10 protein-coding genes and 2 pseudogenes are annotated in these 13783 nt (G+C 42.9%); 3 read left to right on the forward strand and 9 right to left on the reverse strand.

What is annotated here, in order from left to right:
* Positions 1–61: 61 nt before the first annotated feature.
* Positions 62–1297 (reverse strand): hemolysin family protein, encoded by a 1236-nt coding sequence (locus Q9R36_RS19335; RefSeq protein ID WP_311225746.1) that lies wholly within the window; start codon positions 1295–1297, stop codon positions 62–64.
* 160 nt (positions 1298–1457) lie between these two features.
* Between Q9R36_RS19335 and Q9R36_RS19340 the strand changes: the two genes are divergently transcribed.
* Positions 1458–1775: a hypothetical protein gene (locus tag Q9R36_RS19340; RefSeq protein WP_009793185.1), complete on the forward strand. Its 318-nt coding sequence runs from the start codon at positions 1458–1460 to the stop codon at positions 1773–1775.
* A gap of 133 nt (positions 1776–1908) precedes the next feature.
* Here the strand turns inward: Q9R36_RS19340 and Q9R36_RS26175 are convergent, their stop codons facing one another.
* From Q9R36_RS26175 to Q9R36_RS19370, 7 genes and pseudogenes are all read right to left on the reverse strand, one after another.
* Positions 1909–2865, reverse strand: a complete 957-nt coding sequence (locus Q9R36_RS26175; protein WP_374703148.1) for a methyl-accepting chemotaxis protein — start codon at positions 2863–2865, stop codon at positions 1909–1911.
* Positions 2851–3624: pseudogene (locus tag Q9R36_RS26180) on the reverse strand (HAMP domain-containing protein); the annotation flags it as partial. The gene Q9R36_RS26175 and the pseudogene Q9R36_RS26180, both read right to left, overlap by 15 nt.
* A gap of 558 nt (positions 3625–4182) precedes the next feature.
* A complete protein-coding gene (locus tag Q9R36_RS19350; protein WP_311225748.1) occupies positions 4183–5484 on the reverse strand; it encodes a coiled-coil domain-containing protein in 1302 nt (433 codons plus the stop codon).
* A 1153-nt stretch (positions 5485–6637) separates the two neighbouring features.
* The gene (locus tag Q9R36_RS19355; protein WP_087944248.1) at positions 6638–7531 is read right to left on the reverse strand and encodes an SAM hydrolase/SAM-dependent halogenase family protein; all 894 of its coding nucleotides are present in this window, start codon (positions 7529–7531) and stop codon (positions 6638–6640) included.
* Positions 7532–7620: 89 nt separating this feature from the next.
* Entirely contained in the window at positions 7621–8148 is a 528-nt protein-coding gene (locus Q9R36_RS19360) for a competence protein ComK (RefSeq protein WP_311225749.1), read from the reverse strand.
* A gap of 282 nt (positions 8149–8430) precedes the next feature.
* On the reverse strand, positions 8431–8802 hold the full coding sequence (locus Q9R36_RS19365) for a DMT family transporter (RefSeq protein WP_094768915.1): 372 nt from the start codon (positions 8800–8802) through the stop codon (positions 8431–8433).
* A 63-nt stretch (positions 8803–8865) separates the two neighbouring features.
* Positions 8866–10394, reverse strand: a pseudogene (locus Q9R36_RS19370) (carboxypeptidase M32).
* A 340-nt stretch (positions 10395–10734) separates the two neighbouring features.
* Here Q9R36_RS19370 and Q9R36_RS19380 point away from each other — a divergent pair.
* Both Q9R36_RS19380 and Q9R36_RS19385 read left to right on the forward strand, forming a co-directional pair.
* Positions 10735–11691 carry a D-2-hydroxyacid dehydrogenase gene (locus Q9R36_RS19380; protein ID WP_094768916.1) on the forward strand — a complete coding sequence of 319 codons (957 nt, stop codon included), beginning with the start codon at positions 10735–10737 and terminating at the stop codon, positions 11689–11691.
* Between the two features lie 99 nt (positions 11692–11790).
* Positions 11791–12072 (forward strand): hypothetical protein, encoded by a 282-nt coding sequence (locus Q9R36_RS19385; RefSeq protein WP_022544034.1) that lies wholly within the window; start codon positions 11791–11793, stop codon positions 12070–12072.
* Between the two features lie 214 nt (positions 12073–12286).
* On the opposite strand, the gene arfA is transcribed toward Q9R36_RS19385, so the two are convergent.
* Positions 12287–13774: an arabinosylfuranosidase ArfA gene (gene arfA / locus Q9R36_RS19390; RefSeq protein WP_311225751.1), complete on the reverse strand. Its 1488-nt coding sequence runs from the start codon at positions 13772–13774 to the stop codon at positions 12287–12289.
* Between the last annotated feature and the right edge of the window lie 9 nt (positions 13775–13783).

Below are 13783 nucleotides of genomic sequence, written 5' to 3' on the forward strand. Positions count from 1 at the left end.
TGCTTTCCAGCTCCCAATAAAAAAGATTCTGCCATTTTCCCGGCAGAATCTGATCTTTTATCTATTCAACTTTACCAGCCTGTTTTGTTATCTCGATCTGCTTGACTTTATTGTCTTCTATTTCCTTTACTGTAAAGCGCAGATGATGGTAGTCATAAGTCTCTCCTTCTTCAGGAAAATAGCCTAATTCCTTCAGCAGGAAACCGGACAAAACATCCTCTTCTTCCGGTATCTTCGTTTTGAAGGCCTCGTTAAGGCGATGGAGGGACAGCTTTCCGCTGCAGACAATATGAGAGTCGGTAAGTTCCTCTATCAGCACTTCTTCATCATCGGTTTCGTCATTGATTTCCTGTCCGATCATTGCCTCAATGATGTCTTCATGCGTAATGATCCCGCGTGTACCTCCGTATTCATCAAGGACGATAGCAATATGCTTGCGCTCTTTCATCATAAGCTTAAAGACCCTTTCTATTGAATGGAATTCGTATATGAATAAAGGGTCATTATCTGTATATTCATCCAGTGCATTTGAAAGGTCGAGGGACCAGGACAGGAGCTGTTTGCTGTGAAAAACCCCGACAATATTGTCCATATTCTCTTTGTACACAGGATACCGTGTATAATGGCTGTGCAATACGATATCCCTCGCCTCTTCATATGAAGAGTCAGCAGGAATGCCGATGATCTCAGTCCGCGGTGTTTTCAGGGCATCTCGCACATCAAGTTCAAAGAAATCAATGACTCCTTTGATCCTCGTTGTTTCTTCATTATTAAATGTCCCTTCTGTTGTAGCAATATCCACCATTGTGATCAGTTCTTCCTTGGAAAAGCTGACTTCTGCTTCGCTGTCCTTCGAAAGCAGACGGATGACTCCCCTTGTGAATCTTGACAGCAAAAATGTTAATGGCTTCAGAATCATCATCAGAAAACGGATAACCGGGAACACGATGAAAGCAATTTTATCTGCAAAAGTTGCAGCAATGGATTTAGGAAGCACTTCTGCGAAAATGATCAGGACGACTGTCAATATACCGGTCGCAATCCCTACATTAATTCCATAATTGATTGCCACGATGGTGACCAATGTAGGAAGCATGATATTGGCTATATTATTGCCAATCAGGATAGCGGTGATCAGTTCATCCGGCTTTGCTACAGTATCAAGAAGCTTTTGGGCTTTATGATCAGCATTTTCAGCTCTTGTCTTCAGCTTCATTTTATTAACGGCAGTCAGCGCCGTTTCACTCCCCGACAAGAAAAAGGACATAAACAAAAAGAAAATTATTGCAATAAACACAGTTTGCCTCCAAGAGTTTTTTCTTCCATCATACCCAATATTAGAAAAATATACAAAGCATAAACCTATTCAACATTATTCTCCCTTTTCACCGTATAAAAATTCTTTTTCCGTGAAAGCTATAATTGCTGTCATCCTTAATGCATAAGGAGTGTTTGAAATGTCTGTCTTTGTCTACCAAACCTTTGAACTTAAGCAGGACAAGTTTGAAGAAGCTATTGAAAATATAAAAGCAATCCAGCAGCACAGAAATGAAATGTACGATCACAAAGTAGAAATCCTGACTCCTGTCACAGGGCCGGACCATACATATGCATTTCTGTGCACCTATGAAGGCCTGGCAGAAATGGAGCTTCAGAATAAAAGGCTTTTTGACGATGAAGACTATGTTAAGCTGATAGGCGATTTTTTCATCCAAAACATTGTACAGGGAAGCATTAGAACACAGATATTCCGTTCATTAGCTAATAAAGCATAAAAGGAGCTTTGCCCGTACAAGGTGTGCCTGCAAAAGATTTTCATCCGGCAACAGAGCACATGTGACAGGTGCTGCCCCGCCGCTGCTGCAGAGCAAATATAAGAAATGGCCCGCTGGATCCGCGGGCCATTTCTTATATTTTAAATCGGCTGACAAGCTGATTGAGCTGCTTTGCCAAGTCTGCCAGACTGTTGGCATTTTGTTCAACATCGGTCATCACTGAATTGGATTGGATGATGGTTGCAGCTGTTTCTTCTACACCTGCTGCAGCTTCTTCGGACACCGATGCTATCGTTTCAACCGACTGGCTGATGGCAGATGTATTCGTATTAGCCTCCTCAAGGGTGCTGCTCATTTTGGAAATTGTCTCTCCCAGAGAAAGGATGGATCCTTTCAGGGTGCTGAAAGTCTCTTCAGTATCCTTCAGGCTTCCGGTGCCCCGCTGAACCTGTAAGTAGCTGTTCTTCAAAGCAACGGCAATTTGCTTTGATTCTCTCTGAATGCTGGCTACGATATCTGTAATATGAACAAGTGATGAGGTTACCTGCTGGGCAAGTACTTTCACTTCCTTGGCAACGACGGCAAACCCTTTTCCGCTGTCTCCTGCTCTCGCCGCCTCAATCGCAGCGTTCAGCGCCAGCAGATTCGTCTGGTCTGCAATACCCTGGATCACTTCAACAAGGGAAGCAATCTCCCCTGACTGCTTTTCAAGATCGCCAACTTTGGAAACAGAGGCCTCGACGGTGTCATGAATCTGTGTCATATCCTTTCCCGCCTGCTCCATTCTCTCCATGCCAATGGAAGCTTCCTTTAATACATTCCCGGCAGTATCCGACATAGATATTCCAAAATTATGTGCAGCCTTGATGCTCTGTGAGAATCTGGCCATTGTTTCAGAAAGATCAGATGCGGCCAGTGCCTGCTGGTCAGTCCCGGAAGCCAGTTCCTCCATTGTTGCCGATATTTGCCGGCCTCCTGCGGCTACCTCGTTGGCAGACTTTGTCAGGATACTGCTTTGGGTCTGTACCGAACCTGCAGCTTCCTGAATGGAGCCTACCATCTGGAGGAGATTTTCTTTCATATCGTCCATGGCACTCGCCAGGATACCGATTTCATCTTTACCCTTCCAAGCGAGCGGGGTTCCTGAAAGATTACCTGATGACACCCGCCTGGCACTATCCACTACTGCCCTGAGATTTTTCTTGACTGTCCTGTTAATTAGAATGATGAATGCAAAACCAGAAGCAGAAGAAACAAGGATAGAAGCAATTAAAATGATGATGCTTGCCTGAAGCCTTTCTTCAGTACTGGCAATTGACTGGTTTTTCCCGGCCTCCACACTTTCTCTTAATTCATTCAAGCGTGCGATAACAGTATCCCTCTTGGTGCGGATATCATTCAGGACGGTCAAAACCTTGGCATTGCTTTCGATATTTGGTATAAGCTGTTTTTTAAACTGTTCATTAAGCCTCTCATCGCTTTCAATGAACTTAGCATAGAGCTCCTGCTCCTCCTTCGTTCTCATGCTTTCTTTCAATGCCTCATGCAGCTGAAGGAATTCGCCCGACTGCTTATCATAGTTTTCAACGATTCTCTGTGAGCGTACCTGAACATAATCCAGCACCATGATCGTCTTTGAGCGGTAAATGGAGCCCATCTCTGTCAGCTGAACAGCGCGCATGCTGTTCTCATCAATGGAAGCAACATCACTCTTAATCAAAGAAAACTGATTGAAAACGACTGCTGCTGATAAAATGAATAAGCAAATAGTAACAGCGAAGACAGCTATGTATTTCTTTCCCAAATTCCAATTTCTTAAAATAGTAATCATTATAGCCCCCTGAATCATCCTTTTTTACTATTATCGGCAGAGAATAAAGGATATTCAATAGAATAAACAGAAAATATTCATTTTTCAAAAATAATAATAGGTAAATAGAACTATCATATGGAGAGCAGGGGGTAACAAGGTAGTTTACCAGTTTACCAGTTAGAAGCTGCCATTAAACCAACTCTGCCCACTAATACATCTATATACTATGCAAAAAAAGCCGCCTGAAAGTTTATACGTGATTTATGGCCTCTGAGAGCAGCTGCTGGCCGGTAACCAAAATCTCAAAAAAAATCTTAACTGAACATAGCGCAAGCACCTTGCACCTTAAGGAACGCAGACTAAGAACACACATCCTGCGGAAACGTCTTGAGACCCACATCCTGGGGGCCTTAAGACGAACCTCCCAGAAAGGCGTTCTTTGCCTTATTGGGAGGTTTGACTTGTGATCTCGGCGCAGCTGCTGAAAGTTGATCAAAAATTGAAAATAATCCACAAGACATACAATTTATAATATCCTGAACAACAAAAAAGGAGAGGGCTTGAATGCCCTCTCCTTTTTTCAAGAATATTTTATTAACGGACCCTTACTACACGCCCGTTGAATTTCTGTGCCCAATAGCCGCTTGACATATTGGCAATTGCTACGCCTGTCGAGCTTTGTGATCCGATGAATTTACCGCCGCCAATATATATTCCAACATGTCCATCTGTTTTATAAGTGTTGAAGAATACAAGGTCTCCTGGCTGCATTTCGCTTGTGGAAACGCGGGTGCCTGAGTTTTTAAGAGAATCAGTGCTTGAACCGACACTAATGCCAGCCTGTGCGAAAGCCCAGTGTACGAAGCCTGAGCAGTCAAAACGGCCGTTGGCAACATCAGATGCAGTTCTTCCTCCACCGAAAACATAGACAGAGTTTCCGATATATTTATAACCTGCGGTGATGGCAGTATTGATATTGCCGTTTGCCTTCGGAGCAGGCGCGAACGACTGAGCACTGCTGCTTCCGCCATTATTGCTTGTTCCACTATTGCTGCTTGATCCGCTGTTAGAAGATGCTGCTGTATTAGAGCTGTAGCTCCTTTGCACTGCTTTTGCAGCTTCGGCAGCCTGGCGCTTTCTTTCCTGCGCAATCGCGTTGTCAATTGAAGTCAGTTCCGATGCCAGTGAAGCATCTTTTTGAAGCAAGTCCGCTTTCAGGGCAGTAGCCTGCTTTTCCTTTTGCTGGACCTCAGCCTTCAGTACATCAATCTGGGCCTTCTGTTCAAGAATCTGAGCCTGCATGCCTTCAAGTTCTGTCTTCATTTCATTGAGGCCTGCCAGTTTTTGCTCAACAGAAGCCTTCTTTTCTTCGAGCTCCTTCTTATCCGCTTCATGCTCTTCCATCAAACCTCTGTCAGCCTCGACAATCTTAGCTACCGCTCCTACGCGGTCAATGAAATCACTGAAGCTTGTGGAACCCATCAGCACTTCAAGATAGCCTACTGAAGCACCGCTTTCCTGGAATGACTTGGCCCTTTCCTTCAGGACTTCGTTCCTCTTCTCAATGCGTTCCTGAATGACAGCTACTTCTTTCTTCAGTTCTTCAATCTCAGCATTTGTAGCAGCAATTTGTTCTTTTGTTGTCGCAATCTTGCTGTTATTATCCTTGATTGCCTGATTGACGCGTGCAATTTGTGCATTCAATTTTTCCAATTCATTCTGAGCTTTTGCAATCTCTTGAGCTGCCTTTGAAATATTGGCCTGGATTCCAGAACGCTGTTCCTGGATTTGAGCTTTTTTGCTGTGTAATGTATCCGCATTAACTGCCGGGATGGAAAATGCACTTCCCAGGCCAAGCATAATTGTCGTGTTCAGCACTACTAATTTCTTTTTCATCGCTCTCTTCCCCCTGCTTCCCTTTGCCAAGCTATAAGACTCTCTCTTTATCTAATTGCAAAAGCCAACGGCAAACTATATGTATTTTAAATTTTAAATTCGATTGTTCTGTGACAAAATTCTATTAAATTAACCAATTTAAACCTTTTTTTCACAATTAGAAGTATAACACCCAAATCTTTCAAACAGGTAATAATTATATTACAGTTATATTTCAATCATGACATTAAACCACTTTTCTCCTAGTTTTTATGCTTTATATACCTTTATTTTACAGAAAAACAGCGAAAATCTATCTAAACGTGCCATTTAGACATTTTTTTCTCCATACATTCATCCGGGTAAAATAGCATATAGTAAGCAGGAAGTTTTCTTTTGTATAATATTGGTTACAGTAACTCATTATTCCAATTTGCGACAACCACACTAAGGCTGGTGAAACTATGGCGAATAGAAAAAGAAGGAAAAAAGGCAAGCAGGCGGCCGGAAAACAAAAAGACTCGATTTTGAAGGAAATTCTATCAGAGGGACTCAGCCAATTATTAAACCCGTTTTTATGGTTAGGAAGGCTGATTTCACGTTTGTGGGATTGAACGGAGATATAAAGTGAATATGATATTTTTTAGTCCTATATATACATGTTAACATCAGCATGGGCGTGCAGATTGTGCTCGTATAGGGGAGTCAGAACAATGTTGACCCTTTCTCCAGTAAGCCATCTGCCCCTTTGCCCGCTTGAGGAACTCAGATCGGTGCATCCACTCTCTTGAGTACCTCACTTGTCCTGTATGGGGCACTCTGATCGGCATATCTGCTTTCTTGAGTACCTCATATGTGCTGTATGAGGTACTCCGGTCGGTGCATCCACTCTCTTGAGTACCTCATTTGTCCTGCATGGGGAATTCTGATCGGCGCATCAGACTTTTGAGTACCTCATTCCGCTTCAAGCACTCAGACCAGTGTTAACCTTCCTGGCTGCCTCTTCTCCTCCAAAGGTTTCTCCTATTCATTCGGTTTTCAAATAAAACCTGCCCAAAAGAAAAAAGACCCTTCCAGGTCTTTCTCATTGCTTATGGAATTGGCTGTTATCACCTTGGCGTGCCAAAGGCCGTCAAAAAGAGCAAGCTGCTTTCCCGCACTCCCTTATCCTCTCTCATGTAGCAGCAATCCCACTTGCAAGGTTTTTCTGCAGCATCTCCCGGAATTCTGACTTTTCAACTGATATGGTCCAATCTTGCCCTGCCCCTATCGAAAATATTTCGGCAAAAGAACCTTGGTTCACAGCCAGCCCGAGATTCCCAAGTGAGTTTATATAGGCAACAGGTTCTCCCCCAGGTACATCTGCAAAAGATTTACCAAAAGTGACCAGCCCTCTAAAGGCAAGTGATTGGCCTGCCCTAATTTCCGCTATCAGTCTGTCTCCGTGTGCCACTCCCATCTCGATCAGCAGAGTTCTCCCAATATTCGTCCACAGATTCCCGAAGCGGACATCCATGATTTCAATACACCCTGCAGATTTGCCGTTATTGAGTGAAGCGCATGGAGCCTGCAAAATACAAATAACGCCGGGATCTACATGTTCCCCCAGTTCTTCAAAGCTGACTGCGCCGCTGGCCAGCCTGGCTCCTGTATACGCGTAAATATCCCTGCCGTGGAATGTGTGAGATTCCAGGGATCCTGGAAGCCTGTTCATCGTCTCATTAATGACCCTCGCTTCAGCAATCCCTGCATTCATGCTGACATGTGTCAATGTGCCGTTATCCGGCGTGATGACCACCTGTCCTGTTGCTGTTTTGACTGCGAGGCTCCTCCTCTCAGAACCGACACCAGGATCGACCACAGAAACAAAGACTGTCCCCTCAGGCCAATATGGAAGAGTCTGATTAAGCCTGCAGGATGCCTCCCATACGGAAAAAGCAGGGATGTTATGCGTCAAATTGAAAATTGGAATGGCAGGGCTGACGGAAAAAGCAACACCGTGCATCGCACTGACCGCCCCATCTGCTAATCCGAAATCCGATTGAAATACTAAAGCTTTTCCCATCACTTTCACCCTTTCAAAATTTGTGTATAAAAAGAGTTATGCCGGGAAAGACTCAAAGATTCTCATTTTTTCTCTGCATGAATATGTTTGGCTCACTCACTTATTTTGAAGCCAGCCGGCGGGTTATAAAGATATGTCAGTGTTCTGCCTGTTGCCTTTTCAATCCGGTATTTATAGCTCTCAGCCCTTGCCATCCTATTTTTGAAAAGTTTTTCCGAAATATCAAGATGTACTGTTTTTCCGTTTATAAGCAGGACAGCACATTTATTCACCCCAATGGCTGCCACATCTTCTATCCCGTGAAGCGAAAACCATACGGTGTCTTCATGAAAGGGAGCTTTGTGAGGAAACCAAAACAGATCCTGCAGGCCGCAGAGCCGTACCGGCGGCATGCTGACTTTGCCTAAAACTTTCTTAGTGCCCTTCATAGCGCCCTTTAAATTGCTTCCCAGCTGCTGAAGGGAATCATTCATCACCTCATGCGGGGGGCCTTTAACCAAAACAGATTCATCTTCCAGACCTACAATTTCAGCATGCCGCTCCCCAAACAGATTACTGAATGGCATGATGCAAAGCGTTTCTCTCCTTATAAGGAATTTTTCTATATATAGCTGATCCAAAGTTTCCCCTCCCCTGGTTTAATCCATAATAAATAGGCTTGTGCAAATTCTTCTATAATATTGGATTTTTTATAATATTGTCAGTGGTGTATTCACATAAGAAACACCTCCAGAATGGAATAGGTTTATGGAATATATGTGTAAGTGTTTGTTTATGTGATGGGTTCGAAGAAGAGAAAAATGCGGAGTTTTATTAGAAGAAAATGGCTTCCAGTTTAGCTGCCAGAAGCCTTTCAATCTATCTATCAGGATAATTATACAATTAATAGAATATTTTGTAAATTAATTTCCTTTTACTGTTTCTGTATAAGCCTCTTCCCCGCCGGCATGACTCGATGGAGAAGCCATATTAAGGAGAACAACGCCAAGAATAATAAGGATGATTCCTGCAGCGCTCAGCATGTTCAGCTTTTCTTTCCAAATCAATATGCCGATTACTGCAGTTGCAGCAGTGCCGATTCCGGACCAGATAGCATATGCGATGCTCAATGGGATTGTTTTTAACGAAAGAGATAAAGCAAAAAAAGCCACTCCAAAACCGAGGAGCACTCCTAGGGCCGGCCATATTTTCGTAAAACCTTCAGAGGCCTTCAGCATAGAAGTTCCGAATAATTCTGCTGCAATGGCAATGAACAGAAATAAATACGCCTTCAAACAAATCACCTTCTATCTATTATTCTTTCAAGAAAAAAGCCCTCCTCGAGGGAGAGCCTTTATTCAGCAATTATATAATTTCCCATATTTATCTTCAAGGTATTGAATAAGATACTCAGCATTCAGCTCTTCACCTGTCACCTTTTGGATTAAAACATCCGGAGTGAAGGTTTTTCCATACTGATGAATATTGTCTTTCAGCCATTGCATGATAGTGCTGAAATCGCCTTCTGCTATCTTTTCCCCGAAATCCGTGATTTGTTTTTTTATTGTTTCCAGGATTTGCGCTGCATACAGATTGCCCAAAGCATACGAAGGAAAATAGCCAAATCCGCCGAATGACCAGTGTACATCCTGAAGCACTCCTGCTGAATCTGTTTCAGGTCTAATTCCCAGGTAATCCTCCATTTTTTTGTTCCATGCTTCCGGAAGATCTTTTGCAGAAAGCGTCCCTTTGAACAAGCTTTTTTCAATCTCATAGCGGAGCATGATATGGAGATTATAGGTCAGTTCATCAGCTTCCACCCTGATAAATGAAGGATTGACCGCATTTATCGCCTGGTAAAACTGATCTTCGGTTACATCTGCAAGCTGTTCGGAAAAGGTTTTCTGGAATTCAGGATAAAAGCGGCTCCAGAACTGTCTGCTTCTGCCAACCATATTTTCAAGGAATCTCGATTGTGATTCATGAATGCCGAAAGATGCCCCTTCCCTGAGGCAAGTGCCTTCAAGAGCAGGATCGATCTGCTGTTCATAAATTCCGTGACCCGCTTCATGGATCGTGCCGAAAAGGGCGGTCAATACATTATATTCAGCATATCTGGTTGTAATCCTGACATCTCTCGTATTGATTGGCTGAGCAAAAGGATGGACAGTTTCATCCAGCCGGCCTGCATCCAGGTCAAAGCCGATCTCAGGAAGAATTGCCCTGTTGAAATCCTTCTGTTTGCCAACAGGGAAAGACTGTCTGACAATTTCAACCGGCAGCACTGCACCAGAGTTTTGTATTTTCTTCAGCAGTTCCACACTGCTTTTGCGCAGAGATGAAAAAAGAGGATCCAGCTTTTTTACTGTCAGCCCTGGTTCGAAATCTTCCAGGAGTGCGTCATAAGGATGGTCATATTCGCCATAAAGCTTAATGAATTGTTTTTTGTAATCTATGATTTTTTGAGGTAAGGAAGGTAATGCAGAAAATCATTCTTTTCCCGGGCTTCTTCCCAGGCATTGTTGGCCTCTGCAGTCAGAATACTATATTCATTGTACAAGTCAGCAGGGATGCTTTTTGATTTGTCATAAAACATTTTTCTTTCCCTGATCCTTGCCTGCATTCTTTCATCCAGATGAACAGCTTTTTCTTCATCATCCAGAATGGCAAGCACCTCTCCGAGTTCCCCGCTCACCTGAAGCTTGAAGATTTCCGTTTCAAGCGTCCCGATTGACTTGGAGAAAAATCCTCTTCCTTTTTTCGGAGCCATCACCTTCTGATCCCAGCCCAAAAGGCTTGAAATGCTTGTTAAATGAGTTATTTTCTCATCGATTTTTTCAAATTTCTTCAGGGCAGCTTCATATGAAAGCACAGCGGCAGTTTGCATTAGGTTTCCCCCCAGATATAAGTTTTTCTCAAAATAGAATATTCGGTCTATTTTATTATAAAAAGAATGGCTTTCTTTTTCAAGAAGCTTTAATGGTATTCTGCATATATTCCAGGCTCTCGCGTGATACAAAGCTCAGACAGCCTATCAATAAAAAAACCATGTCATCGCGGATAGGCACCAAAGCCTTCCTAAAGTATTTCCATTCCATTTTTCCCAGTCCATATAGGTTTCAACGTTTTTAGCTATTCAAAGCATTTCTTTTCTTATTATTTTCCAAAGATGTTAGAATGATATTATTCGAAATTTCTGTCATCTCTTAAGAAAGAAGGTAACTTATTTGTCCACAAAAACAATGATACTAACACAAGATCTGCGTGAAGATCTGCTAAAAAATGTTAAAAACGTTATGCCGGGCTGGAATATTATCTCAGGGAAAGATCCCGAAATCTGGAAAAGCCATCTGATGGATGCTGAAATTATTGCAGGGTGGAAAAAAGATACAGTCCAAGCGGCGGACAGCAATAACCTCCGCTGGATTCAAACCTGGAGTGCAGGCGTCAATAATCTTCCGCTTGAAGAGCTGGAAAAAAACAATGTCTTCCTGACAAGCGCGAACGGTGTCCATGCTTATCCGATTTCTGAGACTATTTTTGGCCTGATGCTCGCACTCACCCGGAAAATACATACCTATGTGAGAAACCAGGAAGAGAAGAAGTGGCATCACAGCCATATGAACCAGGAAATCCACAAAAAGACCATCGGTATCATCGGTGCGGGTGCAATTGGCTGCGAAACAGCCAAAATTGCTAAAGCCTTTGGCATGAAAGTGATTGGAGTAAGGCACTCCGGAAAAGAAGAGCAGCATTTTGACGAAATGCACACTGCCGAAAAGCTGGATGATATTCTGCCTCACTGTGATTATATTGTCATCACACTCCCTCTAACAGATGAAACACACTCTCTGTTTTCCGCATCACAGTTTAAAAGAATGAAGAACACCGCATTCTTAATCAATATTGGCAGAGGTGAAATCCTGGTCGAACAGGATCTGATCAGTGCCCTTAAAGAGGGCGAGATTGCCGGAGCAGGTCTGGATGTTTTTGAAAAAGAACCTCTCCAGGAGAGCAGCCCTCTCTGGGAAATGGAAAATGTAATTATCACACCACACACTTCCGGCTCAACCGAATATTACGATGAAAGGGTCATCAACGATATTCTGGTTCCCAACCTGAAGGAATATCTAGAAGGTAAGAAGCCTGCCCGCAATCTTGTTGATTACAGGAAAGGCTACTGACATATTCCAGTACCCTTCTGACCGCAGATGACGAACGTATTCTATAAACCAGGAGATATGCATAGTTTGTAAAGGGGAGAATAAAAAGGGGGAATGAAAATGAGCGTGATCCATGATCAGTTCGATGCCATTTCTATCCGGAATGTCCATCGGCAGCTTAAAGAAATACAAATGATCGCTACCACAAACAGATGCATAGACTGGGAGCTTGCTTCGGCCCTGGACCATGTTACTAGGGCGGCCGGAATGCTCTGCAATGTTATAGAAGAACATCTGGATGGGACCCGGAGTGATGTCGATGCCCTCTATTATATAGAGGAAAAGCTGTCTGCCGCCCTTTCCATGGCAAAGAAAATCGATAACCGCAGAGAGCCTGTATAAGAACAGCGCAATAAAGCTGCACAACAAAAATCCAGGGGAGAGAAACATATAATTCTCTCCCCTGGATTTTTGTTGTTTAATGCAGTGTACGGCTTAGTCTTTTGATTCATATATCTTTGGAAAGGACCTCAAAAGAGAGTGAACATGCTGCCTTGGAACTTTATTACCTAACGTTCTGATATCAAACTTCCAGCTTCTTAAGCCTGAACATATTTCATGACATTTTTGGCAATACAGCAGTAAGAGTTCCATTTTCAATATATGAGTCATTGCCCTTCTCTGGTTTAACTTGCTCATCATTAATGGAATTTACCGCTTTGGGATTTTCATTTTTTAGTACTATCTGTTCGGATAATTTATACCCTTCGAACGACCGGATATCAACATCAACCAGCAATTGAGTATCCAGACTGCGATTCACAGCAAAGATAACCAGTTCTTCACTTTCTTCATTATAGACCACTGACTGGTCTAAGAATGGCACATCAGTAAAATCTTTACTGTCATACTTGGGTGAATCAACAATCGAATGAAGTGCTGTACCACGTCCATATACAGAAGTATAGTAGAATGGATAGAAAATGGATTGCTTCCAAATACCGCCTCCTGTTTCTGTCATAATTGGTGCAATGACATTTACCAGCTGGGCCATACAAGCGATCTTTACCCGATCTGAATGCTTTAGCAGGGTATTCAGCATGCTGCCTACAAGTAAAGCATCCTCAAATGTGTAAATATCCTCCAATAACGGAGGCGACAAAGACCAAGGTTCAATGGCCTTGTCCTGATCATTGGAATGAAACCAAACATTCCATTCGTCAAAACTTAAGTTCATTGTTTTTTTACTGCGTTTCTTTGCCTTCATATAATCACATGCTGCAGTAACAGTTTTAATGAAACTATCCATGTCCAGTGTACTTGCCAAATAGTTTGCCGAGTTATTATCTCTATTCCCATAATATTGATGAAGAGATATATAATCAGCAGCTTCATATGTATGTTCGAGTGTTTCTGCTTCCCATTCAGGAAATGTTGGCATGCCTGAGCCGGAGCTTCCGCAGCTGACCAGTTCAATCGAAGGATCGACCAATTTCATCGCCTTGGCAGTTTCAGCAGCTAGCCTTCCATATTCATATGCCGTTTTCATGCCAATTTGCCAGGGTCCATCCATTTCATTTCCTAAACACCAGACCTTTATATTGTGAGGGTCAGTATAGCCATGTTCTTTTCTTAAATCAGTCCAATAAGTACCGCCGGGATGATTACAGTATTCTACTAAATTTCGTGCAGCATCAATGCCCCTGGTACCTAAGTTAACAGCCATCATGACTTCTGCATTGACTTTCTTCGCCCAGGCTGCAAATTCGTTAGTCCCAACTTCGTTTGTCTCCAGTGAATTCCAGGCTAAATCCAGGCGTTTTGGCCTCAATTCTTTTGGTCCGATTCCATCTCCCCAGTTGTAAGCTGAAACCATATTCCCCCCGGGATAGCGGATAATCGGCACCCTCAGCTCTTTTACCAGTTCTATAACATCTTGTCGGAATCCATCCTCATCAGCACTGGAATGCGAAAGTTCGTATATTCCCCCATATACGGCACGGCCCAGCTGCTCTATGAAAGAACCATATATCCTAGGGTCAATATCGGATATTCTAAACGACTTGTCTATCAGCATTTTTGCTTTATGTGTATTCAAAGTCATTATTCTCAC

The organism is Bacillus sp. AG4(2022) (genome assembly GCF_031844465.1).
GTDB lineage: Bacteria > Bacillota > Bacilli > Bacillales > Cytobacillaceae > Bacillus_AB > Bacillus_AB infantis.

Excerpts from the sequence above, each read along its gene's own strand:
- Q9R36_RS19350 (WP_311225748.1), bottom strand. The coding sequence starts at position 5,484 with ATGAAAAAGAAATTAGTAGTGCTGAACACGACAATTATGCTTGGCCTG.
- Q9R36_RS26175 (WP_374703148.1), bottom strand. The coding sequence starts at position 2,865 with ATGGACGATATGAAAGAAAATCTCCTCCAGATGGTAGGCTCCATTCAG.
- Q9R36_RS19385 (WP_022544034.1), top strand. The coding sequence starts at position 11,791 with ATGAGCGTGATCCATGATCAGTTCGATGCCATTTCTATCCGGAATGTC.
- Q9R36_RS19340 (WP_009793185.1), top strand. The coding sequence starts at position 1,458 with ATGTCTGTCTTTGTCTACCAAACCTTTGAACTTAAGCAGGACAAGTTT.
- arfA (WP_311225751.1), bottom strand. The coding sequence starts at position 13,774 with ATGACTTTGAATACACATAAAGCAAAAATGCTGATAGACAAGTCGTTT.